Below are 25,799 nucleotides of genomic sequence, written 5' to 3'. Positions count from 1 at the left end.
CGAGCGCAAGGGCGACGATAAGCTCAGCGCCGCGCGGCGAAGAAGCGGCGCAGCAGATCGGTCGCAGGCTCGGCCGCGATGCCGTCATAGACCTGCGGCCGATGGTGGCACTGGGGATGGTCGAAGACCCGCGCGCCATGGGCGACGCCCCCCATGCGGGGGTCTGGGGCGCCGTAATACAGCACCTCGATCCGCGCGGCGGAAATGGCGGCGGCGCACATGGGGCAGGGCTCCAGCGTGACCCACAGGCGATGGCCGGGCAGGCGTTCGGACCCGACGGCCGCGCAGGCCGCGCGGATGGCAAGGATCTCCGCATGGGCCGTGGGGTCCGACAACTCGCGCGTGCGGTTGCCGGCGGCGGCAACGACGCTGCCCGACGGATCGGTCAGGACGGCACCCACCGGCACCTCGCCGCGTTCGGCGGCGGCGCGGGCTTGCGCCAAGGCGGCATCCATGTGGCTGCGGAACATGCCTGCGGGATGCCGTGACACGGCGCCCTGCGCAAGAACCGCTTTCGCCTCGGCTGCGTTGGGGCTAGACCCGGCACCTTGCCGCCACACCACCGCAGCGATGCGCAGGAGATCGCCATGACCGACCCGAACACGCCCCCCGATCCCGACACCCCCCGCGACGAAGACGAAGCTCTGCCGCCCATCGAGGGCGCAGAGGAAGAGGATACCGACCAGATCGAGCTTGCCGCCGAGGACAAGGCGGGCGAACCCTTCGACGACGACGACGACGACGACGACGACGACGACGACGACGACGACGACGACGACGACGACGACGACGACGACGACGACGACGACGACGACGACGACGACGACGACGACGACGAGCCGGAGAAGGGACCCAAGCCTGTCAAAGCCGCGGCTGCCAAGAAGCCCGCGCAGGCGGCAGGCGGCGAGCGCATTGCCAAGGTCATGGCCCGCGCGGGCGTGGCCAGCCGCCGCGAGGCCGAGCGGATGATCGTCGAAGGCCGCGTCACCGTGAACGGCCGCAAGATTTCCAGCCCGGCGCTGGACGTGCTGCCCTCGGACAAGGTGACGGTGGACGGCAAGCCGATGGAAGCCGCGCAGGAAACGCGGCTCTGGCTTTACTACAAGCCCGTCGGCCTTGTGACCTCGGAAGCCGATGAGAAGGGCCGCCAGACCGTCTTTGACGCGCTTCCCCGTGACCTCCCGCGCGTGATGAGCGTGGGGCGGCTCGACTTGAATTCCGAAGGCCTGCTGCTGCTGACGAATGACGGCGAGCTGAAGCGGCGGCTGGAACTGCCCTCGACCGGCTGGCTGCGCCGCTACCGCGTCCGGGTGAATGGGCAGCCGAACGACCTGACCTTCGACCCGCTGCGCCGGGGCGCCACCATCGAAGGCGAGGAATTCGCCCCGATGGAAATCAAGCTCGACAGTCAGCAGGGCGCCAACGCCTGGCTTACCGTGGGCATCCGCGAGGGCAGGAACCGCGAGATCCGCCGCGCGATGGCGCATGTCGGGCTGATCGTGAACCGCCTGATCCGCATCGGCTACGGCCCCTTCAAGCTGATCGGGATGGAGGAGAACGAAGTGCGCGAGGTCAAGCGCCGCGTCTTGCGCGACCAGTTGGGCGGGTTGCTGACCGGCGACACCGACGCGGCGGAGGAACGCGGCGAACGTCCGGCCCGGAACGCCACGGCCCGCGGGTCCCGCCGCGATGACGCTGCCCCGCGCCCGCCCCGTGTCCCGCGTCGGGATGGAGACGGCGAGCGCAGGCCCCGCACCGAAGGGGACCGCAGGCCATGGGCGGCCGACCGTGCCGAGAAGGACCGGGCGCCGCGAAAGCCGCGCCATGGCAGCGACGGGGGCGATCACCCCGCCCGTGCGGGTGCCGGGCGCGGCGGCCCCGCGCGCGGCGGGCCGGGCGACGGTTACGACCGCAAGCCTCGCGCGTTCAGCCCGGATCGCCGTGACGACGGGGCAGGCCGTGGCCCCCGGCAGGCTGGCTTCGACCGCCGCGGGGAAGGCCGCCCCGATCACGCGGCCGGGTCCACGGGCAAGCTCCACTCCCGTTCCGGCGAGGGCGGCGAGCGGGGACCGCGCCCGCCGGGCCGCTTCGGGCGGCCGGGTGACGGGCCGCGGCCCGAGGGGGACAAGCGCCCCCGCACCCCCCGGGCCGAAGGCGGGACCGAGCGCAAGGGCTTCAGCCCCCGGCCAGAAGGCGCGGATCGCCCCCGCGGACCCAGGCCGCAGGGCGAGCGTCCTCGTTCCGATCACACGCGCGCCGAAGGCGGCAGGGACTTTGACCGGGACCGTTCCGACAGGTTCCGGCCGGATCAGCCGCGCGGCGACCGCAAGCCCTGGGCCGCGCGGGACGACCGGGACGGGAACCGCCCGCCGCGTCCGCCCCGCGAAGGCGGTCCGCGCAGCGCCGAGGCCGAGGGCGGCTTTTCGCGCAAGCCCCGCGCGGCCCGGCCGGATCGCGCCGGTGCCTCGGGTCCGCAAGGGGACCGACCGTTCCGCGGACCCCGGCCCGCCGGGACAGGTGGACGGCCCCCGAAGCCCGGCACCGGCCCGCGCGGGCCTGCGCCCTCGGGCCGTGGACCGGGCGGCAAGCCGGGGCGGGACGGAGGTCCCCCGAAAGGCGGTGGGCGGCGCTGACAGCGACGGCTTGGGGCAGGGGGGAACCATGCCCTTGGCCCGACGATGCGGGGCGTCCGGGAAAAGCGCGTCAGGAACGGACCGGGGAACATCTGCAAGGCCGCTAGGGATCAGAGGAGATGGTTCCCTTCCGCCTCAGTAAGCCCTCGGAAAAGCTACTGCTTTCCGTCACCGGAACTGCAGTGCGGTGCATAACGGCCACAGGTCCGATCGTGCACGAGGCAAAGCGGAACCAAGCCAACCAGAAGGGGTTGGCGATTATGCAACAGTGAGCGCTGACCCGCAGCGGAACCGGTCGTTAGCCGCTTTTCAACTTGAGGGCTTTGTGTAACTGTCGCCTCGATGCTGTCGGGAAACCGGCAGACTTCACAAGAATACGGAGCATGATCATGACCAAATTCGCTACCTTTGCCGCGGCTCTTGGCCTGTCGGCCTCGACCGCACTCGCCGGCGGCTACGTCGCCCCGGTCGTCGACGTCGAGCCCGTCGTCGTCGACACCCGCCCGGCGTCGACCAACGCCGGTCTCGTCGTCCCCGCCCTGCTGCTGCTGGGCGTCATCGCTGCCGTCGCTTCGGACGACGATGACGATGATGACGACGACACCCCCGACAGCGAGTAATCTCGCATCGGTACCGATCAGGGGTCAGTCTTCGGACTGGCCCCTTTTCTTTTGCCTGTCCGGCTGCCCAGCGCATGAAAAAAGCCCGCCATGAGGGCGGGCCTTGGATAAAACGTGGGATGGATCAGTTCCGCAGCACCTGGATCGTCGCATGGCCCAGGCCCGGCCCGATCCACTGGCGCGAGACGCCGGCCGAGGGCAGGTAGCTGTTCTCGAACTGCAGCCCGTGCCCATCGCAATTCTCGACCATGACGCCGGGGTTGGGGCCGCGGCCGATCTGGCAGGCGAAGACAAGCGGCCGTTCCTGCCCGTCGCCGCTGTAATAGCGCATCACCCGCCGCGCCGGCCCGGATTGTCCGGCGGCGACAAGGGCTGCGGACTGTTCGGCCTCGGCCACTGACAGGTCGTGGCCAAGGCCGCGGGTGCCCGTCAGCATGAAGCCGCGCATGATCAGCGCCTGCTCATTCTTCGTCATGTAGGTCCGCATTCCCCGGTTCTCGCCGGTCATGGCAAGCACCTGCGTGGTGCCGAGCCGTTCCAGCCCGACAAGGATCAGCGGGCCGGGGTTCACGGCCAGCGCCTCGGCCGCCATCGCCTGCGGATCGGGCGCGGCTGCCGGTTCTGCCGGGGCCTGGCGCTGGGACAGCACGGCGCGGGCCAGCGAGCCGCCGATCCCCGGTCCCGTCCCCGCGTCGCCCGAGGCCGAGCCCCCCGAGCATCCGGCGGCCAGAAGGGGCAGGGCCAGTGCCAGCGCGGCGCCCCGGATCATGCCGTTCATCGCCAGAATCTCCCCCAGCCGTCATACATCTTGGTCGAATGGCTGTCGCGCACGGCGTCGTACAGCCGGCCCCCCACCCGCACCCGCTGCCCGCCGTCGCGGTTGAGCGAGCTGATCGTGCCGCCCACCGTCCGCTTGGACGGCGTGCCGACCGCGAAAGACAGCGGCACGCGGACGGTGATGCCCTTGTCGAACGAGCCTTCGCCATATTCCTCGGCCGACAGGTCGGTCTTGGTGGCATAGGCGCCGACCGACCAGCCGCTGGCGAATTCGCGCGTCAGCGTCACCGTGGCGCCATCGTCGCCGGCCAGATAGCGGCCCACGTCAAGCTGGCCGACAAAGCCGCCCCCGAATTCGTAATAGGCCGAGACATGGCCGGTCGTGACCTCGTAATCGAGAAACTCGAAGGCGTCGCGGTAGTCGCGCTTGCGGACCCGGTTGACCTCGGCCCCGAGCGCGAGGCGCGAGTTCACCGGCTTCCACAGCGCTTCGGTCGAGACGCCGCCATACATGTTTTCCAGCAGGCCCACGGTCACGCGGGTATAGACCGTCTCGGTCGGCCGCGCGTTCCAGTTCAGCGTCAGGTTCGGGATGCGCGGATCGTCGTTGCCGGAATACATCCGCCCGTCCGAACGGACGCGGTAAACGCCGTTGTTGCGGTCGGCGATCTCCTCGTCCGACAGGGCAAGGTAGTCGTCGACCGAGAGGCCGCCCGGCGCGTCCTGCTCGGCATTGCCGAACAGCCGCTGCCGCACCGTCCCGTTCAGCGTCAGGCCCGGCAGGATCTCGTAGGTGGCGCGGGCCGAGATGCCCACGTCATAGCGCAGCGGCTCGTCGGGATCGAACAACCCGGTATTCAGCGAGGGTCCGATGGACCACTGGAAGCGCGGCGTGATGCCGGGGCTCTGCACCAGCCCGGCGGGGCGCGGGTGGGCGTCGGTCATCACCGCGGCATTGGCGATATGGCTGACCTCGGTGTTCTCGAGCCGCTCGACATCCGCGCGTCGGAAGGTCAGGGACGAGGTCGGCATCCCGTTCTCGACCGAGGTCACGACCAGCGTTTCCACCGAGGGCGGCAGGGCGCGGGTCATCAGGCGGACCGTGCGGCCCACGGCCTCGGCCTGCTGGATGTAGCGGTTGTTGCGGATGCGGACCTCGGCGCGGGTTCCGGTCAGCGTCATCGACTGCAGCGTCTGGCCTTCCTTGGCCAGCGCATCGCCCAGCGCCTTCTGGATCGCCGGCTGTGCGGTCGGGTCCGCCGACCAGGTGCCCGCCCACCCTTCCGGGTCGGCGGCGACGGCGGGACGTGGGCGCACCGGCGCGGGGCCTTTCTCCAGCCCCGAGGGGTAGGGCGCCTGACGCGGGTTCAGCGTCATGCTGGCGGTAACGCCGAAATGCGTGCCACCCAGCACATAGGCGCCGATCTGGTAGTTGCGCCCGGCCTGGTAGGTCAGCCCGAGGTTGATGTTGTTCGACAACTCGTCTTCGTCGCTGAGCCAGGCCGAGCGGGCGCAGTTGTCGGCATCCCCTGTCTCGCAGGCGTAGTCGTCGCCGGAATACTCGGCCAGCAGGGTCAGCTTGTCGGTGGCCTTCCACTGGACGTTCAGGAAAGGCGCGGCCTCGCCCCGGAACCACTGGTCGGTGTTCAGGGTGCCGCCTTCCGCCTCGTCAGGCCCGCCCCGGTCATCGATCAGCGAACCGATGCCGCCCGAACTCGCCAGCCGCCCCCAGCCAAGGCCCGCGCTGACGCGCAGGCGCGGCGACAGCGTCTTGGTCGCAACGATGTATTCCGAGGCATAGAAGCCGGTGCCGATCATGTCCTGCAGGCCAACGGCCATGGCGGGGCGCCAGCCGTCCGGGGCCTCGTCCAGCAGAGACAATCTCAGGTCGAAGGAGCGGTCGCGGACATAGCCGCGCCGCTGCTCGGTGCTGTCGAACTTGCCGTAGCGCAGCACCACCGTCGCGCGGGGCAGGATCTGGAAGCTGAGGCCGACGGTGTTGCCGACCTCGGCATAGCTGAGGACCGCGCCGAGGGTGGCGTCGGGCATCATCTCGGCCGTGGGGGTGTCGATCGCGCCCGGCAGGCCGTAGCGGTTGGTGACGGCACCGATCATCGGATCGGCGAAGCCCGCGCCGGCCGGGACCAGCGCCACCGCAACCGGCAGCGCCGTGGCCAGCAGGCGGCGGGTCAGGGGGGACGGGCGGGCCTTTGTCATGCGGACAGTCCTTTTGCGGTCAAGGCCGGGCGGGATGAAAGGGCGCCGGGCGCTGGGATCCGGCGGGGTAGGCCGGGGCGGTCCTGCCGCCCCAGGCCGCGATCAGGCGGCACTGGCAGGCGTGGCGCAACCGGGCAGCGTGGTGCCGCGGGCGCGCAGGGTCGCGGTCAGCGGCTGGCCGCCGCAGTCCTGCGCGTTCACCCGCAGCACGAAGGGCTGGCCGCCGAGGACGCCGATATATTCGACGCCGCCCGAATAGGGGATGCGGCGGACATCGATGTTGCTGGCATTGCCGCCCGCGGGCTGGAAGCGGGCGGTCGAGCCGGTGACGGATGCCGTCCAGCCCTCGCCCGCGGCGGTCAGGTTCGTCACCGCCAGCGTCTCTGCCTCGGCGGTCGAGACCTTGGCGGTGGGACCTGCGACCTCCAGCGGCTGCACGGTGGGCGAGGCGCCGGTGGGTTCGGGGATCGTCGGCAGGCCGGGTTCTGCAGGGGCTTCGGGGGCGGGCGGCGGGTCCCAGGGCATGCGGAAATCCTGCATCTGGTCACAGGCGGCCAGCGCAAGCGGCAGCGCCAGCAGGGCAAAGCGCAAGGTCATCTTCTATCCTGTCCCACGTATCCGTTTTGCGTTCAGCCTTAGACAGCCCGTTCCACCAGCACAAGCATCCGCGGGTCCTGACGGCACCCTTTCGCCGTCAACAGTTCGGCACGTTGACCGCGAGGCCCCCCAGCGAGGTTTCCTTGTATTTCTCGCTCATGTCGCGGCCGGTCTGGCGCATCGTCTCGATGGCGGCATCCAGCGGCACGAAATGCTTGCCGTCACCCCGCAGCGAGAGGCTGGCGGCGCTGACCGCCTTGATCGCGCCCAGGCCGTTCCTTTCGATGCAGGGCACCTGCACCAGCCCGGCGACAGGATCGCAGGTCATCCCGAGGTGATGTTCCAGCGCGATCTCGGCCGCGTTCTCCACCTGCTCGGGCGTGCCGCCCAGCACCGCCGCCATCCCCGCCGCCGCCATGGCGCTGGCGGACCCGACCTCGGCCTGGCAACCCGCCTCGGCCCCGGAAATCGAGGCGTTGTGCTTGACGAGTCCCCCGATGGCCGCCGCCGTCAGCAGGAAGGTGTCCAGGTCGCGTTCCGAGGCGCCGGGCACATGATCCAGCCAGTAGCGGATCACGGCGGGCACCACCCCCGCCGCGCCGTTGGTGGGGGCGGTCACGACCTGCCCGCCGGCGGCGTTTTCCTCGTTCACCGCCATGGCATAGGCTGACATCCAGTCGTTGATGACATGGGGGGCGGTCAGGTTCTGTCCGCGTTCGGCCAGCAGGGCCTCGTGGATGCCTTTCGCCCGGCGGCGGACCTTCAGCCCGCCCGGCAGCGTGCCTTCCGCCGCAAGCCCCCGGTCCATGCAATCGCGCATGACCTGCCAGATCCGGGCCAGACCGTCGCGGATCTGCGCCTCGCTGCGACAGGCCCGCTCGTTCGCCAGCTTCATCCGGGCGATGGACAGGCCCGATTGCGCGGCCATCTCAAGCATCTGGGCGGCGGTCGAGAAGGGATAGGGGACGCTGGACGCCGCGTCGCTGCGCCGGTCCGAGGCGCGGTCCTCCAATTCCGATTCCGTCAGCACGAAGCCGCCGCCAATGGAATAATAGGTTTCGCGCAGGATCACGTCGCCCTGCGCGTCGGTGGCCATCAGGATCATGCCGTTGGCATGGCCGGGCAGGGGGCGGTCAAAGTCGAAGATCAGGTCGCGTTCCGGGTCGAAGTGCAACTCGCCCAGGCCTTCGGGATGCAGCAGCCCGGTCTGGCGGTTCCGTTCCAACGCGGAATCCGCCGCCTCGCGCTCCATCGTCTCGGGAGTGAAGCCCGCAAGCCCGAGGATCGTCGCCCGGTCGGTCGCATGGCCCTTGCCGGTGAAGGCGAGGCTTCCGTGCAGGCTGGCCCGCAGCCCATGCGCCCCGAAGCGCGCCGCCCGCAGCAGGTCGAGGAACCGTGCCCCCGCTACCATCGGCCCCATCGTATGCGAGGACGACGGCCCGACGCCGACCTTGAAGAGATCGAAGACCGACAGGAACATGGCTGCGCTTTCCCCCTCAGATTCCATGTGAACCTATGGGTGTCGCGGCTTGCGCGCCAGTATGGCTCCGCTTCGTGGCTGGCAAAGCCCGCAGATTTCTTCTTTGTAGAAATATCCTCGGGGGTGCGGGGGCAGACAGCCCCCGGCTCCGACGCTTGACGCCAATCCAGCCTCCGCTGCCTACAACGGGCTTTGTGCGTCGTCGCGCTTGCCTGATTCAGCATTTACAATCTGCCTAATTATTGGGCATATCGGCGGTGTACGCGGCAGATGCCGCCGCGGCCCCATGCCATCAGCCTCATCTGCCGTCCGCCTGCTTTCCGTCCTCTGCCTGCAAGGTCAACTGAACCCATGACCAACGAACCCATCCGCCTTGGCGCCGCCGTGCTGGACCCTCCGGTGTTCCTGGCCCCGATGGCCGGGATCACCGACCTGCCGTTCCGCCGTGCCGTCGTCCGCCACGGGGCGGGGCTGGTGGTCAGCGAGATGGTCGCCTCGACCGAGATGGTGACGCCCCGCCCATCCACCCGCGCGGCCGTGCGCGCCAAGGCGATGGTCGAGGAGAACGGCGTCCCCGTCAGCGTCCAGATCGCCGGGCGGGAACCGGGGCCGATGGCGGAAACCGCGCGGATCGTGGCCGGCATGGGCGCGGGGATCATCGACATCAACATGGGCTGCCCCGCGCGCAAGGTGACGGGCGGGCTGTCGGGCGCGGCGCTGATGCGGGAACCCGACCGCGCCCTGTCGCTGGTCGAGGCGGTGGTCGCCGCCGTCCCCGACCTGCCGGTGACCCTGAAGATGCGGCTCGGCTGGGATGCGGACTGCCTGAACGCTCCCGATCTCGCTCGCCGGGCGCGGGACGCGGGCGTGCGGATGATCGCGGTCCACGGGCGAACCCGGGCGCAATTCTACACCGGCCGCGCCGATTGGGCCGCCATTCGGGCGGTTCGGGCGGCGGTGCCGGACTTGCCGTTGGTCGGCAACGGCGACGTGGTGGATGCGGGTTCGGCCGCCCGTGCCCGCGAATTGTCGGGGGCCGATGCGGTGATGGTCGGGCGCGGTGCGCAGGGCGCGCCCTGGCGGCTGGCGCAGATCGCTGCCGTGAACCACGGCCTTCCCGCCCCGGATGTGCCGCAGGGCGCGGCGCTGGCAGATGCGGTGGCGGAACACCACGCCGACATCCTGTCGCACTATGGCCGCGACCTCGGGATGCGGGTCGCCCGCAAGCATCTCGGCTGGTACGCCGAAGCGGCGGGCCTGCCCGACCTTCCGGCCGCCCGCGCCGCGCTGATGGCCGCAGCAACGCCCGAGGCCGCAGCCACCGCGATCCGCGCCGTCTTTTCGGATGCGCCTGCCGAGGCGCAAGCGGCATGACTGACGCCCTCGCCTCGCCCGACGCCCGCGAGGTGCTGGAGGCGCTGCCGATCCCGGTCGCAACTTTCGACGCCACGGCGCGCTTTACCGGCCTGAACGAGGCGGCGGAACTGTGGCTGAACCTTTCGACGCGGGGCGTCGCCGGGCTACGAACCGATAACCCCTCGCTTTTCGCCCGCCTGCGGGTCGAACCCGAACTCGGCCCCCTTGTCGCGCAGGCGGCGAGTGTCGGCGAGGCGGTGCATCCCTGCGTCCGCTTCCAGATCGGCGACCGCGCGGGCGGCTGGACCGCGCGCCGCGCTGGCCTGCACCTGACCGCGCTGCCGGGTGGCGGGGTCGTCGCCCTGATCCGGCCCGAGCCCGAGGCCGAGAACGTCTTGCCCCGCCGCGCCGCCCGCAGCGCCATCGGCATGGCCGAAATGCTGGCGCATGAAATCAAGAATCCGCTCGCCGGCATCCGCGGCGCGGCGCAGCTTCTGTCCGAGGGCCTCGGCCCCGAGGACCGGGAGCTGACCGACCTGATCGTGGCCGAAAGCCGCCGCATCGTCGCCCTGCTGGAGGAGGTCGAGCGTTTCGGCGATACCTCGCGCCCCCAGCTTCAGCCGGTGAACATCCATGACATCCTCGACCGCGCCCGCCGCAGCATGGCGCTGGGCGGGACTGCGCCGCGCATCGTCACCGATTATGACCCTTCGCTGCCGCCGGCGCTGGTTGATCCGAGCCGCATCATGCAGGTCGTCCTGAACCTTCTGCGCAACGCCGCCGAGGCTCTGGCCCGCGAGGCCCCCGCCGCTGACGGCGGTCCCGCGCTGATCCGCCTTCGCACCGCCTTTGACGGCGAGTCGCGGACGCCGGAGGGCGCCCATTTGGGCTTGCGGGTCGAGGTCGAGGACAACGGCCCCGGCATCCCCGAAGCCATCGCCGACCAGATTTTCGAACCCTTCGTCTCAGGGCGCGAGAACGGCACAGGCCTCGGCCTCGCTCTCGTCAGCAAGATCGTGACCGAGCATGGCGGCTTGGTCCGCGTGGACAGCCGCCCCGGCCGCACCCTGTTTCGCCTATCCCTGCCGCTCGCCGGAAAAGGAGACCCCTGATGGATGGAACCGTATTGATCGCGGACGACGACCGCACCATCCGCACCGTGCTGACGCAGGCGCTGACGCGGGCGGGTTGCCGGGTCCATGCGACCGGCAGCCTCGGCCAGTTGATGCGCTGGGTCGAGGACGGGACGGGCGATCTGGTCGTGACCGACGTGATGATGCCTGACGGCAACGGGCTGGACATGATCCCCTCGATTTCCCGCGCCCGGGCGGACCTGCCGGTGATCGTGATCTCGGCGCAGAACTCGATCGTGACGGCGATCCGGGCGACGGAAGCGGCGGTCTTCGACTACTTGCCCAAGCCCTTTGACCTGCCGGACCTGATGGCGCGGGTGCGGGCGGGCCTCGAACGCCGCAAGCGCCGCGAACCCGACGCGGTGGCCGAGCCGCCTGCCTCCATGCCGCAGAGAATCTCGCTCATCGGCCACACGCCGGTGATGCAGGCGCTGTTCCGCAGCGTGGCGCGGATCGTCAACACCGATCTGCCCGTCGTGGTCGCGGGAGAGCCGGGGGCGGGCCGCAGCACGCTGGCGCAGGCATTGCACGAACTCAGCGACCGCCGCGGCGGCCCGCTGGTCCGGCTAGGTTCGGTGGACAGCGCCGAGGCGCTTGCCGTCCGGCTGGCCGAGGCGCAGGGCGGCACCCTGATTCTTGAGGATGCTGCGGCGATGGAGCCGGGACTGCAGGCCCGCCTTGCCAGCCTGATCGAATCCGCCGAAAGCGGCCCCGACCGCGCCCACGCGGCGCGACTGGTTGCCACGACCGGCCCTGACCCCGAGGGCGATGCCGAGGCGGGACGGCTGCGGCCCGACCTTTATTACCGGCTGGCGGGCATGGTGGTGATGGTGCCGCCGCTGCGGGCGCGTCTGGACGACCTGCCGGCGCTGGCGCGGCTGATGCTGGACCGCGTGGGGCACGGGAATGCCGCGCTGTCGGACGACGCGCTGGAGGCCCTGCGCGCCTATCCCTTTCCCGGTAACCTGCGCGAGCTTGACAACCTGCTGCGCCGCCTCGCCCTGACAGCCCAAGATCCCCGGATCGGGGCCGAGGATGTCGCGGCCGCCCTGCCTGCACCGGGGGCGCGCGTCACCTCGCCCCGCATCGACCCCTCGCGACCGTTGTCCGAAGCGGTCGAGCAGCATCTGCAACGCTATTTCGACCTGCATGGCGACCAGCTTCCGCCCCCCGGCCTTTACGAGCGAATTCTGCGTGAGGTTGAACGTCCCCTGATCCAGATCGCGCTGGACGCGTGCAACGGAAACCAACTGCGGTGCGCCGATCTTCTGCAGATCAACCGGAACACGCTTCGCAAGAAAGTGAACGACCTGAATATCGAGGTGACACGGCGCCGTCGCCTGATGTAAAACGGTCACAGAGACACAGGATCGCGTAACGCCTGTGCAACAAGAAGCCGCGACACAGCGGCGACCGAGGCGAGGCAGACACGGTGGCACACGCAATCGCGGGGCGACCTTGGGAACGGCTGGCGCGGCTGCGCCGGCAGCGACGCGTCCGCACCGCGGCCACGCTGTTCCTGGCTGTGCTGGGGCCGGTGCTGGCGGTCGCGACCTATGTCGTCATGGGCCCGCTCAGCCAGCATACGGCCAGCACCGGGCTGCGGCTGATCTTCCTGGCCGATCTCATCTACATCCTGCTGCTGACGGGCGTGGTCGGCGCGCGCATGGCCGCCATCCTGACCGCGCGCAAGTCGGCCGCCGCCGGGTCGCGGCTGCACATGCGGCTGGTCGGCGTCTTCACCGCACTGGCGCTGTTCCCGACGGTGCTGGTCGCGTTGTTTGCCGGGCTGACTGTCAACATCGGGCTTGAGGGCTGGTTCTCGGGACGGGTGCAGCAGGTGGTCGCCACCTCGCTGTCGGCGGCCGAGGCCTATCAGGACGAACACCGCCATGATCTGGCCGAGGATGCCCAGCTTCTGGCCCGCGTGCTGAACGACGGCGCCCGCGCCTTGCCCTTTCTGGACGACGGCACCATCCGCGCCGTGCTGACGGACGGGCAGGCGCTGATCCAGCGCGGGTTGCGGGAAGCCTATGTCATCGACGCGACCGGCGCGATCCGCGCACGCGGCGACCGCAGCTACCGCTTCTGGTATGAGCAGCCCTCCGAGGCGCAGTTCCTTGCCGCCGACCGGGATGGCACGCTGCTGGTCGAGGACTGGCAGAACAACGAGTTCCGTGCACTTGTCCATCTCGACCGGCTGCCGAACCGTTACCTTTATGTCACCCGCGACGTGGACGGCGACCTGCTGGGCCTGCTCGACGACACCCGCGCCACGGTGGGCGAGTACCAGCAGCTTGAACGCACCCGCAGCCGGGTACTGTTCGAGTTCTCGCTGCTTTACCTCGGCTTTGCGCTGCTGCTGGTGGCCGGAGCGATCTGGCTGGGGCTGTGGTTCGCCGAACGGCTCGCCCGTCCCATCGGTCGGCTGGCGGCGGCATCCGAACAGGTGGGCGAGGGGAACCTGGACGTGCAGGTGCCCGAGCCGGACACCGGCGACGAGATCCAGACGCTGGGCCAAAGCTTCAACCGCATGACCCAGGCGCTGAAGCAGCAGCGGGTCGCGCTGGTCGAAAGTTATCGCGTGACGGATGAACAGCGGCGGCTGTTCGACAGCGTGCTGACCTCGGTCACGGCGGGGGTGATCGGGCTGGGGGACGATCAGCGGATCGACTTCGTCAACCGCTCGGCGCTGCGGCTGCTGGGACTTGATCCTTCCGCCGAGGACCAGCCGCTGCTGGACGTGGTGCCCGAGTTCGGCCCCCTGTTCGCGCGGCTGCAGGGATCGGTCGCCGACAGCGTGCAGGACGAGGTGCGGCTGCACCGCGACGGCCGCATCGAAAGCCTGCTGGTGCGCATGGCCGCGCGGCAGGCCGAGGACGGGTCCGTCGCGGGCTATGTGATCGCCTTCGACGACGTGACGGAACTGGTGACGGCCCAACGCATGGCCGCCTGGGGCGACGTGGCCCGGCGCGTCGCGCATGAGATCAAGAACCCCCTGACGCCCATCCAGCTTTCGGCGGAACGCATCCGGCGCAAGTTCGGCAAGCTGGCGAGTTCGGACGAGGACCGCGAGGCGCTGGCCCAATATACCGATGTCATCATCCGCCAGACCAACGACCTGCGCCGGATCGTGGACGAGTTCAGCCGCTTCGCCCGGATGCCCGATCCCGACCGCAGCGAAACGGACATCGCCGCGCTGCTGCGCGAGGCGGTGGTGCTGCAGAAGGACGCGGTTGAGGGCGACATCTCGACCGAGATTTCCGCGGGTCCGGTGATCGTGGACTGCGACCCGGGCATGATGGGGCAGGTCTTCACCAACCTGCTGAAGAACGCGGGCGAGGCGGTGCGCGACCGCCCGGCGGGCGACTGGACCCCCCGCGTCGAGGTCGTGCTGGATGCCCGTCCCGACGCGGTGACGATCCGCATCTGCGACAACGGCGTGGGTCTGCCCGAGGACCGCGCCCGGCTGTTCGAGCCTTACGTGACCCTGAAGCAGGGCGGCACCGGGCTGGGACTGCCCATCGTCAAGAAGATCGTCGAGGAGCATGGCGGCAGCCTTGTGCTGACCGATGCGCCCCCCGACGCCACCGGCCATCGCGGTGCGATGGCCGAAGTCAGACTGCCCCGCGAACGCCAGCCCGTGCGGCTGGCCCATCCGCGCAAACATAAACTCGAAGAGGCGACAGGCACATGAGCGACATCCTGATCGTGGACGATGAGCGCGACATCCGCGAACTCATCGCCGACATCCTGGGCGACGAGGACTTCAAGACCCGCACCGCCGCCAATGCCGACGAGGCGCTGGCCGCGATCAATGCCGAGGAACCGGCGCTGATGATCCTGGACATCTGGCTCAAGGACAGCCGGATGGACGGGATCGACATCCTCAAGCAGGTCAAGCGCAACAATCCCTCGGTGCCGGTGGTCATCATCTCGGGGCACGGCAACATCGAGATCGCGGTCGCGGCGATCAAGCAGGGGGCCTATGACTTCATCGAAAAGCCCTTCAATATCGACCAGTTGATGGTGGTGATCACCCGGGCGATGGAGACCAGCCGGTTGCGCCGCGAAAACAGCCAGTTGCGCCGGCGCGAGGTCGCGGCGACCGAGATGCTGGGCCATTCCGCCGCCTTCCGGCGGCTGCGCGACAATCTCGACAAGGTCGCCAAGTCGAACGGTCGGGTGATGCTGACGGGCGAGCCGGGCGCCGGCAAGGAACTGGCCGCCCGCTATATCCACGCCCAGTCGCCCCGCGCCGAGGCCGCTTTCGTCGCCGTCCCCTGTGCCACCATCGAACCCGAGCGCATGGAGGAAGTGCTGTTCGGCCGCGAGACGCCCGAACGCGGGATCGAGCCGGGCCTGCTGGAACAGGCCCATGGCGGCGTGATCTATTTTGATGAAGTGGCGGACATGCCGCTGGGCACCCAGCCCAAGATCCTGCGGGTGCTGACCGAACAGCAGTTCACCCGCGCGGGCGGCAGCGACCGGGTGCGGGTGGACCTGCGGGTGATCTCCTCGACCAACCGCGATCTTGGCAGCGAGATCGCCGCCGGCCGCTTCCGGCAGGAGCTTTACGACCGCCTGAACGTGGTCCCCGTGCAGGTGCCCGGCCTTGCGGAACGGCGCGAGGACATCGCCGAACTCGCCCGCCACTTTATCGAGCAGTTCCACGCGAGTCAGGCCCTGCCGCTGCGCGCCCTGCCCGATGACAGCATTGCCGCCCTGCAGGCGATGCGCTGGCCCGGCAACATCCGCCAGCTGCGCAACGTGATCGAGCGCGTGCTGATCCTGGGCGAGGGCAGCGGCCCGATCCAGCCCGCGGAACTGGAGCCCCAGGGTGCGACCCCCGACAACGGCGAGGCGCTGGCGCTGGGTCCCCAGATCACTGCGCTTGCCTTGCGCGAGGCGCGGGAGCTCTTCGAGAGGGAATACCTGCTTGCGCAGATCAACCGCTTCGGCGGCAACATCAGCCGCACTGCGCAGTTCGTGGGGATGGAGCGGTCGGCCTTGCACCGCAAGCTCAAGTCGCTGGGCGTCGTGGGCGGGATGCGGGTCGAGGACGAGGTGATGGCGAAATAGGCCTTCGGACACCGTGCCGGCATCCCCGCTCCGACGCCTCCGGCGGGGATATTTAGGGCCGAAAGACGCAGCATTAGCCTTTTGCGGGCTTTGTCTTTCGGCTGCAAATATCCCGGGGGTTCGGGGGCTGGCCCCCGATCCGGCTTCAATCCTTGGCCAGAGGGTCCCATCCGCCCATGCGTGGGGGCGGATCGTCGTCATCGTCGTCTGGTTCCGTGCGAGCCATCTCGCCACTCAGGGCGTCGAAGGCCGTCTGCTGGCGGCGGGTCCAGAGGACATTGAGGCGAGGCCCTTCCTCGGTCTGCTCCTCGCTTTCCACGACGCCGGCCTCGTGCAGCCAGGCGCGGCGGCGGCCCTCGGCGTGAGACAGCGTCACCACGCCCGGCTCGCGCGGTTCGTCCAGAACCTCGGACAACCGCTGGTCGATGGCGGCGATGAGGTCCGGCAGGCCCTCGCCCGTGAGCGCGCTGACCGCCTGCACATCGGCGCGGCGGGCGTCCGTGCGGCGCAGGGCGGCGCGGGTTTCGTCGGACAGCGCGTCGATCTTGTTCCAGACCTCGATTAGCGCCACGTCCTCATCCACGCCGAGGCTGTCGAGGATGTCGCCCACATCTCCCGCCTGCTCCTCGGTTTCGGGGTGGCTGATGTCGCGGACATGCAGGATCAGGTCGGCCTCCAGCACCTCCTCCAGCGTGGCGCGGAAGGCGGCGACGAGTTCCGTCGGCAGGTCCGAGATGAAGCCCACGGTGTCCGAGAGGATGATCCGGCGGCCCCGCGCTTCGCCGTCGGCGGCAGGAAGGTGGATCGCCCGCATCGTCGGGTCCAGCGTGGCGAACAGCATGTTTTCCGCCAGCACCTCGGCCCCGGTCAGGCGGTTGAACAGCGTGGACTTGCCGGCGTTGGTGTAGCCGACAAGGGCAACGATAGGATAGGGCACCTTGGCGCGGGCGGCGCGATGCAGGCTGCGGGTGCGCGTCACCCGTTCCAGTTGCCGCCGCAGGCGGACCATCTGGTCGTCGATGGCGCGGCGGTCGGCCTCGAGCTGAGTCTCGCCGGGGCCGCCGACGAAGCCGAAGCCGCCGCGCTGGCGTTCAAGGTGGGTCCAGGCGCGCACCAGCCGCGTGCGCTGATAGGACAGCGCCGCGAGTTCCACCTGCAGCACGCCTTCCCGCGTCCGCGCGCGGTCGGCGAAGATCTCAAGGATCAGTCCGGTGCGGTCCAGGATCTTCACGTCCCAATGCTTTTCCAGGTTCCGCTGCTGGACCGGGGTCACGGGGCCGTCGATCAGGACCAGCTCGGTCTCGGCCGCATGGATCGCCTCGCCCAGTTCCTCGAGCTTGCCGGATGAGAACAGCATCCCCGGCGAAGGGTTGCGCAGCTTGGTTACACCGCTGCCGACGACCTCGATCGCCGGCAGCGCGCGGGCCAGCGCCACCGCTTCCTCAAGCGCAAGCTCGGGCGTGCGGCGCTGGTCGCGGCGCGAGCCGAGGTCGGGGTGTATGACGAAGGCGGGCGTGGGCCGCGTTTCGGTCGCCTGTGGCTCGGCCACTCAGTCCTCGCCTTCGTACAGGCTGATGGGCTGGCCCGGCATGATGGTCGAGATCGCGTGCTTGTAAACCAGCTGCGACTGGCCGTCGCGGCGCAGCAGGACGCAGAAATTGTCGAACCAGGTAATGACGCCCTGCAGCTTGACGCCGTTGATCAGGAAGATCGTGACCGGCACCTTGGCCTTTCGGACATGGTTCAGGAAGGCGTCTTGAAGGTTCTGCTTGTCGCCGGCCATGCGGGACACCTTTTCTTGTTATTGCGGCATTGTGTTCACATTAAGGTCATCCTTTGCAATGTGACAAGGCGGGCAGGGAAATGCGCCACAGGTGTTTCCCTTTCGCCACGCTGCGCCATCGTCGGGCGGACCGGCGAGAATAGGCCGCGATACCGCCGCCTTCCACCTGGCCGGTCACGTCACCGATCCAGATAAGGAGTGCCGCCGGAGCCGAGCTTCAGCCCCAAGTCCGGTTCAAGGCCAGCCGGGCAGGCAAGGGGCGATGTTCTTCCGCAACCCTTGGGGCATCTTCTCCTGTCAGCGCTGCCAGGCGCCGGGAGTCAGCAGGGCGAGAATCGCCAGCATCTCGAGCCGCCCGGCCACCATGGCTGCCGCAAGCACGGCCTTGGTGAAGGGGGCAAGCCCGGCCCAGCCCTGCCAGGGCGCCCCCGCGATCCCGGCGCTGCCGTCGAAAACGGGGGTCAGCGGGATCGCCTCGGCCAGATGGCCGGTATTGGTCAGGGCGGCGACGCTGAGGATCGTCGCCGTCTCGAAGGCAACGGGCCGCAATGACACCAGCGCGATGGTCAGCACGACGGACAGTGCGAAAACCATGAAAAAGATGAAGGACAGGTAGGCTCCCGGACCCCTCAGCCGCCGGATCACGGGACTGCCGCCCGCGACCGAGGCGGGGTGGACGATCTTGTCCAGTTCGCGCCTTGCATGCAGCGCCAGCGCAAAGACCCGCAGCAGCTTGACGCCCCCTGCGGTGGTGGCGACGCCGCCCCCCATGATGGCCAGACCCGCCAGCATCAGCCCCGGCGCCGACAGCCCCGCCCAGGCCCGCGCCCCTTCCCAGTGCATCGAGGTCCAGCCGGTCGTGGTCAGGAACGACAGCGCCGTGAACAGGCTGCCCCAGGCGGCCCCGGCCGCGCGGGCCAACCCGCCGGCAAGGTTCGGGGCCGCCGGCTCGGGCGTGGTCACCGGCTGGACGTCTTCCAGGAAGGCGCCGATGAAAGGGCGCAGCACCAGCGTCAGCATCACCAGCGCCACCAGTCCTGCGGCGACGCGCAACTCGGGATCGTGGCGCAAGCGGCGGGTGACCTGCAACTCGCCCCCGCCCGGCCAGGCGCGGCGGGTCAGGGCGGTCAGCATGAAGGCGGCGACCAGCGCCTCGGCCGCCATGCCGCCGCTGGCGCCGACGGGCCGCGCGTCAAGGCCGACGCCGCTGGTGGACAGGGTCCCCATGGCGCGGATCAGCGCGTTCAGCGCATGGTCCCCGGTCATCATCAGCCCCAGCCACAGCGCCCCGGTCGCACCCGCGTAAAGCGGCGCAATGGCAAGGCCCCAGCGGATCAGCCGCAAGGCCGGGTCGCCGAGATGGGCGGCATGGTCCCGGTCCGGGGGCAGCCCGGAGCCGCCGCCCAGCCGCTCGAACCGTTCATCCGCGCCGGTGGCGCGGTCCATGATCTCGAACCCGCCCACGCGCACCGGCGCCATAAGGGCGATCGCGGCGACAAGGATGAACAGCCCGCCCAGCCAGCCCACGAGGCCGCGCCACAGGTGCAGCGTCGGGGCTACCAGGTCGGCCGCATAAAGCGTGGCGCCGGTGGTGGTCAGGCAGGACAGCATCTCCCACCAGGCGTTGAACAGGCCGGTGTCGGGCATGACCAGGGCAAAGGGGAAGGCGCAGACCAGCGGCAGCCCGGCATAGACGCCGAGAAGCGTGCCCAGCACCCCGCGCGAGGGCGCGGAGGCGGGCGTGGCGGCCGTCGCCAGCGCCAGCATCGCGCCCAGCACCAGCGCGCCCGCGGCCGAGCCTGCGAAGATGGCGGCGATGCGGCGGTCGCCGATGGCCTCGGCATGGGCGGCGGGAATCAGCATCGCCAGCCCAACGGCCAGCCCGGCGATGACCAGCACGGGCAGGCGGGCGAGCCAGCCCATCAGAACCAGTCGGCCGAGACCTGCAGCAGACGCTCGACCTCCTCGATGTCGCCCGACAGCGCAAAGATCAGCACCAGGTCGCCGGGGTCCAGCCGGGTGTCGGGCCGCGGCTTCAGCAGCGCGCCGGGCTTCTCGATGGCGGCGATCAGCGCCCCTTTCGGCAGTTCGAGGTCGCGCACCGCCTGTCCGGCGAGCGGAGAGCCGGGCAGCACCTGCGCCTCGATCAGTTCGGCCTCGGCATCGCCCAAGGCATAGACGTCGCGGACTCGACCGCGGCGGATGTGACGCAGGATGCTCGACACGGTGACGGCACGCGGGCTGATCTGGGCGTCGATCCCGAGGGATGAGGCCAGGGGCAGCAGCGAGGGGTCGTTGATCAGAGCCACCACCATGCCAGCGCCCGCTTGCCGCGCCCGAACGGCGGCAAGGATGTTGACATGGTCGTTGGCGGTCAGCGTCAGCACCGCGTCGGCCTTTGGCACCCCCGCCTCGGCCATCAGGTCGATCGACATGCCGTCGCCGTGCAGCACGACCGCGCGGCGCAGCCGCTCGGCCGCGACCTCGGCTCGCTCGCGGTCGGCCTCGATCAGCCGCAGCGTGACCTCGGGGCTGTTGTCCAGAACATGGGCCACGGCGCGGCCGATGTTGCCCGCGCCGATCAGGACGACCCGGCGGATCGGGCGCGCGGGCAGGCCGAAGATGTCGAGGGTGCGGGCCACGTCCTCCTCGGGCGTGACCACATAGGCGCGGTCGCCCGCGTGCAACTGGTCATACGGCTCGGGCGCGAAGAACCGGCCGCCGCGCCGCAGCCCGACCACGACGGCGCGCAAGCCCCAGAAGGTCTGGTCCAGATGCCTGAGCGGCGTGTTCAGGATCGGGCAGTTGTCCGTCAGCGCCATGGCGAGCAGCCTCACGCGCCCGTCCATGAAGGTTTCCGTGTCGAATGTCGTCGGCGCGTCCAGCCGCGAGAGCGCCGCGGCGGCGACCTCCTGTTCGGGGCTGATGACCACGTCGATGGACAGGTTCTGCGCCTGGTAGAGATCGGCATATTCAGGCCGCATGTAGGCCGGCGCCCGCAGCCGGGCGATTCGGCGGGGGACGGAAAACAGCGCCGCCGCGATCTCGCACGACACGATGTTGACCTCGTCGCTGGCGGTGGCGGCGATCAGCAGGTCGCAGTCGGCGGCCCCGGCGCTGTCCAGCACGTCGGGGTGGCTGGCGTGGCCGGCAATGCCCCGCACGTCCAGCGCGTCGTTGACCTGCTGGATCAGCCGCTCGTCGCGGTCGATCAGCACGACGTCGTGTCGCTCGCCCGAAAGCTGCCGCGCGATCTGCCAGCCGACCTGTCCAGCACCGCAGATGATGATCCGCATGAGCCTGTCCCGCGGTGAACGTCAGCTTGCAGCCATAGGCCCCGGCGGTTCGCCCGGCAATGGGAAGCGTTGTGCGCCCCGGTTGCTGGCCTGTGCTATTCCTCGCGGAAGGCGCGGGTGAAATAGTCGCTCAGCGGCTTCATCAGGTAGGCGAGCGGGCTGCGCTCGCCGGTCTGGATATAGACCTCGACCGGCATCCCTGGGATCAGGGACAGATCGCCCAGCTTGTCGCTTTCGGCGGGCGGGATCGTCACCTCGGCGCGGTAATACTGCATCTGCGTCGCCTGATCGGTCACGGCATCGGCCGAGACGCGGTTCAGCGTGCCGTGAATCTCGGGCGTCGTGCGGCTGGAGAAGGCCGAGAAGCGCAGCACCACGTCCTGCCCCACGGACACCTCGTCGATGTTGATGGGGGGGATGCGGGCCGCGATCACCAGCGGGCGATCCTGCGGGATCAGGTAAAGCACCGGGTCGGCGGGCCGGATCACTGCGCGCGGGGTCGTCACCTGCAACTGGTGGACGATGCCCGACACCGGCGCCCGGATGTCCAGCCGCGCGATCTGCTCGGCCAGCGAGCGCCTGCGTTCGGCCAGTTCCAGTTCGCGGTAGCCCATGTCGCGCAGCTCGGTTTCGGCGGTCTCGCGGCGCTCGGCGGCCTCTTTCAGCCGGGTGATGCCGATCTCGGTCAGGCGCGTCTCGCCCTGGGCACGCATCGCCTGCGTCTCGCCCAGTTGCCCGTCCAGCCGTGCGGCCTCGCGTTCCAGCGACAGCACGCGCGTTGCCTGCGCCAGACCCCGATCGAAAAGGCTCTGCTGGTCGGTCAGTTCTTCCTGGATCAGGTCGCGCTGGATGCGCAGTGCGGCGATCTGCGCGTCGATGCCCTCGATCTGGTTGCGGACCTGCTGGGCCTGCTGGTCAAGCTGATCGGTGGATTGCCTGAGCGTGTCCAGCCGGCTTTGGAAAAGCTGGGTCTGCCCCTGCATCATCGCCGCGACATCGGGCCGGGTGGCGGAAATCTGCACCAGTTCCTCGGGGAAGGTGATCTCGGGGTTGTCGGCGCGCTCGGCCTCCAGCCGGCCGCGGCGGGCGAGAATCTCGAAATACTGGCCCTCGACGATGGCCAGTTCCGTTCGCAGCAGGGTGCCGTCAAGACGGATCAGCACCTCGCCCGCTTCGACGGTCTGACCCTCGCGCACGGGGATCGCCTCGACCACGCCGCCTTCGAGGTGCTGGACGACCTGGCGGTGCTGTTCCACCTCGACCTGGCCGGGCGCGACCACGGCGCCGGCGATGCGCGAGGCCACGGACCAGCCGCCGAAGCCCCCGACCAGCAGGATCATGGCCGCCAGTCCCAGGATCAGCGCCCCGCGCGCCGACCAGTTGTTCCCCTCAGGGCGCGGCGGAGCGGGGGCGGGGGGCGGCGGCGCGGAAGGGCGCGCAGCGCGGCGGGGCCCGGCATCCTCGATGGTGCCGACGGGCGCGACGCCGATGCGGGCGGGGCCGGCCGCCTTCGCGGGTTTACGGGTCATGTCACACCTCCGCCCGCGCCTCGGGTGCGGGTGATCGTTTCGGCGTTGCGGACGGTCGAGCGCAACACCTCGTCGCGCGGCCCGAAGGCGCGTCGCATCCCCTGTTCCATCACCAGCAGCATCTCGCATTCCGCGATGGCGGCCGGGCGGTGGGCCATGATGATGACCGCGCCGCCCCGCGCCTTGATCGAGCGGATGGCGAGGTTCAGCGCCTCTGACCCCTCGTTGTCGAGGTTCGAGTTCGGCTCGTCCAGGACGAACAGCACCGGCTCGCCGTAAAGGGCGCGGGCAAGGCCGACGCGCTGGATCTGCCCGCCTGAAAGCCGCCCGCCAGCCTGCGACAGCGGCGTGTCATAGCCCTGCGGCAGGTCGAGGATCATCTTGTGCGCGGCGGCCGCCGTCGCGGCGCGGACGATGGCGTCGGGGTCGGGGCGTTCCGACAGGCGGGCGATGTTCTCGGCGATAGTGCCGTCGAACAGCGTGACCTGCTGCGGCAGATAGCCGATCAGCGCGCCAAGCACGTCCGGGTCGTATTGTTCCAGCGTCGCGCCATCCAGCCGGATCGAGCCGCCCGCCGCGGGCCATGCCCCGATCAGCGCCCGCGCCAAAGTCGACTTTCCCGCGCCCGATGGCCCGATCACCCCCAGCGCCTGGCCGGGTTCCAGCGTGAAGCTGACGCCCCGCAGGGTGGCCGCGTTCTGTCCCGGCGGCACCACCGTCAGGTTCGAGACATCCAGCCGCGCGGCAGGGCGCGGCAGGGGCGTGCGCTGCGGCTGCGGCGGGCGGCGCGAAAGCAGTTCGCCCAACCGCTTCCAGCCGTCCACCGCCCGTTGGACCGACGCCCAGCCGCCGACGATCTGTTCCACCGGCGCCAGCACCCGACCCATCAGGATGGAACTCGCGATCATCGCGCCCGGCGTCAGTTCCTGCCGCAGCACCAGCCAGGCGCCCGCTGCCAGCAGCGCCGATTGCAGGAACAGCCGGAAGGTCTTGGAGAACACCGAGAAGCCCAAGCCCCGGTCGCTGCCCGCGATGGTCGCCTCGGCCGAGCGGTCGCGGAAGCGGCGCCACCGGCCGAAGGCCGCCCCGCGCATCCCCATGGCGCCGATCAACTCACCCTCGTCCCGATAAAGATCAGCGGCGCGGTCGGCGGTCTGGCCCGCGGCCATCGCCTGCTGCAGCGGCCGGCGGGTCATCGACTGGTTCAGCCAGGTGATGATCACCAGGATCACGGCCCCCAGCGTCGCCACGATCCCCATGACCGGATGGAAGAGGTAAAGCCCCGCCAGAAAGACCGGTGCCCAAGGCAAGTCGAACAGCGCCATCAGCACCGGCGAACCCATCATCTGCCGCACCGCCTCAAGGTCGCGCAGCCCCGCCTGGGCCGAGGCCGTCTGCCCTGTCACCGCCCCCTCGGCCAGCGCCGCCTGAAAGACCCGGTTCTGGATACGCTCCTGAAAGCGCATTGCCACGCGGGCCATGACCCGGCCGCGGGCGAGGTCGATCAGCCCCATCATCAGGAACAGGAACGCCACCAGCCCGAACAGCGCCACCAGCGTCGGGACCGAGCCGCTGCCCAGCACCCGGTCATAGACCTGCATCATGAACAGCGGGCCGGTCAGGTTGAGCAGGTTCACCGCGACCGAGAACACGGCCACCGCCGCGACCAGCCCCAGATTGCCGCCGCGCGCCGCGCGCAGTTCGGCATACCCGTCATGCATTGCAGATGTCGTCCGGACCATCACCTGTCCTGTCCATGCGCGGCGAACAGCCGCCATTTACCCCGTTGCACCAACCACCGTTGCCGGCGCAAGGCGCGCTGTCTATCCCGTTCCGAACCGTTCAGACAGGTCCGGCCCGCGAATCCCATCCTTGATGAGCCAAGCTTCGCCGATGGATATTAAGGAGAGATTGATGCGCGCAGCCCTGGTCACGCTGGCCCTGTGTCTTGCCGGCTGCGCCGCCGCCCCGCCGGGCGGGATCCCCGATCCTTACGAGCCGATGAACCGCCGGGTCCATGCCTTCAACAAGGCGCTGGACGCCAGGGTGCTGCGACCGGTGGCAGGGGCCATGCCAAGGGACGCAGCGCCCCGGCCCGAATTAGAAACCCGGCCCCCCGGTCCGATTGAAATGGTTGGAAACTTCGGCGCCAACCTGTCGCTGCCCGGCAAGGTGGTCAACAGCCTGCTGCAGGGCCGGCCGGGACCGGCGATCCACAACGGCTTTCGCTTCGCGGTCAACAGCACGGTGGGAGTCGGGGGAATCCTCGATCCGGCAGGCGAAGGATTCGGTCTGCCCGAGATCGACACCGACTTCGGCGAGACGCTGCATGTCTGGGGCGTGCCCGCCGGCGCCTATCTGGAACTGCCGCTGCTGGGGCCGTCGAATCAGCGCGACCTTGCCGGCAAGGTCGTCGATTTCCTGCTGATCGATCCCTTGGACAACGTCCTGACCGACGAGCAGAAGCTGGCGGGAACGGCGGCGCGGGTCGTCTCAAAAGCCGGTGAGCGGGGGCGATTCGGCTCGACGGTGGACTCGGTCCTGCATGAAAGTGCCGACAGTTACGCCCAGACGCGGCTGCTTTACACGCAGCACCGCCGCTACGAGCTGAAGCAGGAAGAGGACGCCATTGACCCATATGCCGAATAGCACCCGACGCGGGTTCCTGGGACTTCTTGCGATGGGCGGCGCGATGGCCGTGACGCCGGCGCAGGCGATGACCGCGCATGAGGCCTCGGCCTCGATCCGCCGCGCGGTGGACGAGGTGCTGGCGGTGGTCAACTCGGGCCAGCCGCCGGCGCAGCTTTTCGCGGCCTTCGAGACGATCTTCGCCAAGCGCGCCGACATCGACGCCATTGCCCGCTCGGCGCTGGGACCGGCGGCGCGGCAGATGGAGGCCGCGAACTTCCGCGAGTACCGCGAGGCGATGACGGGCTATATCGCCCGCAAATACGGCCGGCGCTTTCAGGAATTCCTCGGCTCGCGCATCGAGGTGGGGGCGGCTCGGCCGCTCAAGTCCTTCTGGGCGGTCAGTTCGACGGCCCATCTGAACGGCCGCAGCCCGATGGAAGTCGAGTGGCACATTTCGGACAAGACCGGGCAGCCGCGCTTCTTCAACCTGATCATCGAGGGCGTGAACATGCTGGCCTCGGAACGTGAGGAGATCGGCGCCATGCTGGCCCGCCGCCGCGGCGACATGGACGCGCTGATCAGGGACCTGCGGCAACTGGGCTGAGGCTTCCCGAGCGAAAAGGAAAAGCCCCGCAGCGACGAGGCTTTTCCATGTACGGGGCCGG

The 25,799-nt window shown here is 69.7% G+C and carries 20 protein-coding genes; 9 read left to right on the top strand and 11 right to left on the bottom strand.

Going from position 1 to position 25,799, the window contains the following annotated elements:
- Positions 1-23 precede the first annotated feature (23 nt).
- Positions 24-470 (bottom strand): nucleoside deaminase, encoded by a 447-nt coding sequence (locus H5395_RS01040; RefSeq protein WP_182790844.1) that lies wholly within the window; start codon positions 468-470, stop codon positions 24-26.
- A gap of 117 nt (positions 471-587) precedes the next feature.
- Between H5395_RS01040 and H5395_RS01035 the strand changes: the two genes are divergently transcribed.
- Entirely contained in the window at positions 588-2,633 is a 2,046-nt protein-coding gene (locus H5395_RS01035; RefSeq protein ID WP_255440435.1) for a pseudouridine synthase, read from the top strand.
- A 383-nt stretch (positions 2,634-3,016) separates the two neighbouring features.
- Positions 3,017-3,253 carry a hypothetical protein gene (locus H5395_RS01030; RefSeq protein ID WP_182790659.1) on the top strand — a complete coding sequence of 79 codons (237 nt, stop codon included), beginning with the start codon at positions 3,017-3,019 and terminating at the stop codon, positions 3,251-3,253.
- Positions 3,254-3,377: 124 nt separating this feature from the next.
- On the opposite strand, the gene H5395_RS01025 is transcribed toward H5395_RS01030, so the two are convergent.
- The 4 genes from H5395_RS01025 to H5395_RS01010 form a co-directional block, all read right to left on the bottom strand.
- Complete coding sequence (locus H5395_RS01025; protein ID WP_182790658.1) at positions 3,378-4,031, bottom strand: YjbF family lipoprotein; 654 nt, start codon at positions 4,029-4,031, stop codon at positions 3,378-3,380.
- The gene (locus tag H5395_RS01020; protein ID WP_182790657.1) at positions 4,028-6,247 is read right to left on the bottom strand and encodes a YjbH domain-containing protein; all 2,220 of its coding nucleotides are present in this window, start codon (positions 6,245-6,247) and stop codon (positions 4,028-4,030) included. Before H5395_RS01020 ends, H5395_RS01025 begins: the two co-directional genes overlap by 4 nt.
- A gap of 102 nt (positions 6,248-6,349) precedes the next feature.
- Positions 6,350-6,844, bottom strand: a complete 495-nt coding sequence (locus H5395_RS01015) for a hypothetical protein (protein ID WP_182790656.1) — start codon at positions 6,842-6,844, stop codon at positions 6,350-6,352.
- A gap of 97 nt (positions 6,845-6,941) precedes the next feature.
- The gene (locus H5395_RS01010) at positions 6,942-8,324 is read right to left on the bottom strand and encodes an L-serine ammonia-lyase (protein WP_182790843.1); all 1,383 of its coding nucleotides are present in this window, start codon (positions 8,322-8,324) and stop codon (positions 6,942-6,944) included.
- Positions 8,325-8,675: 351 nt separating this feature from the next.
- Here H5395_RS01010 and dusB point away from each other — a divergent pair, with 351 nt between their 5' ends.
- The 5 genes from dusB to H5395_RS00985 all read left to right on the top strand — a co-directional run bounded on the left by dusB (position 8,676) and on the right by H5395_RS00985 (position 15,895).
- Positions 8,676-9,698: a tRNA dihydrouridine synthase DusB gene (dusB, locus tag H5395_RS01005; RefSeq protein WP_182790655.1), complete on the top strand. Its 1,023-nt coding sequence runs from the start codon at positions 8,676-8,678 to the stop codon at positions 9,696-9,698.
- A complete protein-coding gene (locus tag H5395_RS01000) occupies positions 9,695-10,792 on the top strand; it encodes a nitrogen regulation protein NR(II) (protein WP_182790654.1) in 1,098 nt (365 codons plus the stop codon). The genes dusB and H5395_RS01000 overlap by 4 nt, the downstream gene beginning before the upstream one ends.
- Entirely contained in the window at positions 10,792-12,162 is a 1,371-nt protein-coding gene (locus H5395_RS00995; protein WP_182790653.1) for a sigma-54 dependent transcriptional regulator, read from the top strand. Before H5395_RS01000 ends, H5395_RS00995 begins: the two co-directional genes overlap by 1 nt.
- 83 nt (positions 12,163-12,245) lie before the next feature.
- The gene (locus H5395_RS00990) at positions 12,246-14,510 is read left to right on the top strand and encodes an ATP-binding protein (protein WP_370576328.1); all 2,265 of its coding nucleotides are present in this window, start codon (positions 12,246-12,248) and stop codon (positions 14,508-14,510) included.
- The gene (locus H5395_RS00985) at positions 14,507-15,895 is read left to right on the top strand and encodes a sigma-54 dependent transcriptional regulator (protein WP_182790652.1); all 1,389 of its coding nucleotides are present in this window, start codon (positions 14,507-14,509) and stop codon (positions 15,893-15,895) included. The genes H5395_RS00990 and H5395_RS00985 overlap by 4 nt, the downstream gene beginning before the upstream one ends.
- A gap of 145 nt (positions 15,896-16,040) precedes the next feature.
- On the opposite strand, the gene hflX is transcribed toward H5395_RS00985, so the two are convergent.
- The 6 genes from hflX to H5395_RS00955 all read right to left on the bottom strand — a co-directional run bounded on the left by hflX (position 16,041) and on the right by H5395_RS00955 (position 24,245).
- Positions 16,041-17,444 (bottom strand): GTPase HflX, encoded by a 1,404-nt coding sequence (gene hflX, locus H5395_RS00980; RefSeq protein WP_182790651.1) that lies wholly within the window; start codon positions 17,442-17,444, stop codon positions 16,041-16,043.
- Complete coding sequence (hfq, locus tag H5395_RS00975; protein WP_020949330.1) at positions 17,445-17,678, bottom strand: RNA chaperone Hfq; 234 nt, start codon at positions 17,676-17,678, stop codon at positions 17,445-17,447.
- Positions 17,679-17,975: 297 nt separating this feature from the next.
- The gene (locus H5395_RS00970) at positions 17,976-19,601 is read right to left on the bottom strand and encodes a potassium transporter TrkG (RefSeq protein WP_182790650.1); all 1,626 of its coding nucleotides are present in this window, start codon (positions 19,599-19,601) and stop codon (positions 17,976-17,978) included.
- Complete coding sequence (gene trkA, locus H5395_RS00965) at positions 19,601-20,974, bottom strand: Trk system potassium transporter TrkA (protein WP_182790649.1); 1,374 nt, start codon at positions 20,972-20,974, stop codon at positions 19,601-19,603. Before trkA ends, H5395_RS00970 begins: the two co-directional genes overlap by 1 nt.
- 95 nt (positions 20,975-21,069) lie before the next feature.
- The gene (locus tag H5395_RS00960) at positions 21,070-22,503 is read right to left on the bottom strand and encodes an HlyD family type I secretion periplasmic adaptor subunit (RefSeq protein WP_182790648.1); all 1,434 of its coding nucleotides are present in this window, start codon (positions 22,501-22,503) and stop codon (positions 21,070-21,072) included.
- Positions 22,500-24,245: a type I secretion system permease/ATPase gene (locus H5395_RS00955; RefSeq protein WP_370576326.1), complete on the bottom strand. Its 1,746-nt coding sequence runs from the start codon at positions 24,243-24,245 to the stop codon at positions 22,500-22,502. The genes H5395_RS00960 and H5395_RS00955 overlap by 4 nt, the downstream gene beginning before the upstream one ends.
- Before the next feature lie 172 nt (positions 24,246-24,417).
- Between H5395_RS00955 and H5395_RS00950 the strand changes: the two genes are divergently transcribed.
- Together H5395_RS00950 and H5395_RS00945 are read left to right on the top strand one after the other, a co-directional pair.
- Entirely contained in the window at positions 24,418-25,152 is a 735-nt protein-coding gene (locus H5395_RS00950; protein WP_182790647.1) for a VacJ family lipoprotein, read from the top strand.
- On the top strand, positions 25,142-25,738 hold the full coding sequence (locus tag H5395_RS00945) for a phospholipid-binding protein MlaC (RefSeq protein WP_182790646.1): 597 nt from the start codon (positions 25,142-25,144) through the stop codon (positions 25,736-25,738). The genes H5395_RS00950 and H5395_RS00945 overlap by 11 nt, the downstream gene beginning before the upstream one ends.
- Positions 25,739-25,799: the final 61 nt, after the last annotated feature.

Source organism: Paracoccus sp. MC1854, assembly GCF_014164635.1.
Taxonomy (GTDB): domain Bacteria; phylum Pseudomonadota; class Alphaproteobacteria; order Rhodobacterales; family Rhodobacteraceae; genus Paracoccus.
This window is presented reverse-complemented; position numbering and strand designations above follow the sequence as displayed.

What these genes read in the sequence shown, in the direction of transcription:
- H5395_RS01025 (WP_182790658.1), bottom strand. Translation starts at nt 4,031, where the DNA reads ATGAACGGCATGATCCGGGGCGCCGCGCTGGCACTGGCCCTGCCCCTT.
- H5395_RS00955 (WP_370576326.1), bottom strand. Translation starts at nt 24,245, where the DNA reads ATGGTCCGGACGACATCTGCAATGCATGACGGGTATGCCGAACTGCGC.
- H5395_RS01010 (WP_182790843.1), bottom strand. Translation starts at nt 8,324, where the DNA reads ATGTTCCTGTCGGTCTTCGATCTCTTCAAGGTCGGCGTCGGGCCGTCG.
- H5395_RS00970 (WP_182790650.1), bottom strand. Translation starts at nt 19,601, where the DNA reads ATGGGCTGGCTCGCCCGCCTGCCCGTGCTGGTCATCGCCGGGCTGGCC.
- H5395_RS01015 (WP_182790656.1), bottom strand. Translation starts at nt 6,844, where the DNA reads ATGACCTTGCGCTTTGCCCTGCTGGCGCTGCCGCTTGCGCTGGCCGCC.
- H5395_RS01020 (WP_182790657.1), bottom strand. Translation starts at nt 6,247, where the DNA reads ATGACAAAGGCCCGCCCGTCCCCCCTGACCCGCCGCCTGCTGGCCACG.
- H5395_RS00995 (WP_182790653.1), top strand. Translation starts at nt 10,792, where the DNA reads ATGGATGGAACCGTATTGATCGCGGACGACGACCGCACCATCCGCACC.
- trkA (WP_182790649.1), bottom strand. Translation starts at nt 20,974, where the DNA reads ATGCGGATCATCATCTGCGGTGCTGGACAGGTCGGCTGGCAGATCGCG.
- H5395_RS00945 (WP_182790646.1), top strand. Translation starts at nt 25,142, where the DNA reads ATGCCGAATAGCACCCGACGCGGGTTCCTGGGACTTCTTGCGATGGGC.
- H5395_RS00950 (WP_182790647.1), top strand. Translation starts at nt 24,418, where the DNA reads ATGCGCGCAGCCCTGGTCACGCTGGCCCTGTGTCTTGCCGGCTGCGCC.
- H5395_RS01000 (WP_182790654.1), top strand. Translation starts at nt 9,695, where the DNA reads ATGACTGACGCCCTCGCCTCGCCCGACGCCCGCGAGGTGCTGGAGGCG.
- H5395_RS00985 (WP_182790652.1), top strand. Translation starts at nt 14,507, where the DNA reads ATGAGCGACATCCTGATCGTGGACGATGAGCGCGACATCCGCGAACTC.
- H5395_RS01030 (WP_182790659.1), top strand. Translation starts at nt 3,017, where the DNA reads ATGATCATGACCAAATTCGCTACCTTTGCCGCGGCTCTTGGCCTGTCG.
- dusB (WP_182790655.1), top strand. Translation starts at nt 8,676, where the DNA reads ATGACCAACGAACCCATCCGCCTTGGCGCCGCCGTGCTGGACCCTCCG.
- H5395_RS01040 (WP_182790844.1), bottom strand. Translation starts at nt 470, where the DNA reads ATGTTCCGCAGCCACATGGATGCCGCCTTGGCGCAAGCCCGCGCCGCC.
- H5395_RS01035 (WP_255440435.1), top strand. Translation starts at nt 588, where the DNA reads ATGACCGACCCGAACACGCCCCCCGATCCCGACACCCCCCGCGACGAA.
- H5395_RS00960 (WP_182790648.1), bottom strand. Translation starts at nt 22,503, where the DNA reads ATGACCCGTAAACCCGCGAAGGCGGCCGGCCCCGCCCGCATCGGCGTC.
- hfq (WP_020949330.1), bottom strand. Translation starts at nt 17,678, where the DNA reads ATGGCCGGCGACAAGCAGAACCTTCAAGACGCCTTCCTGAACCATGTC.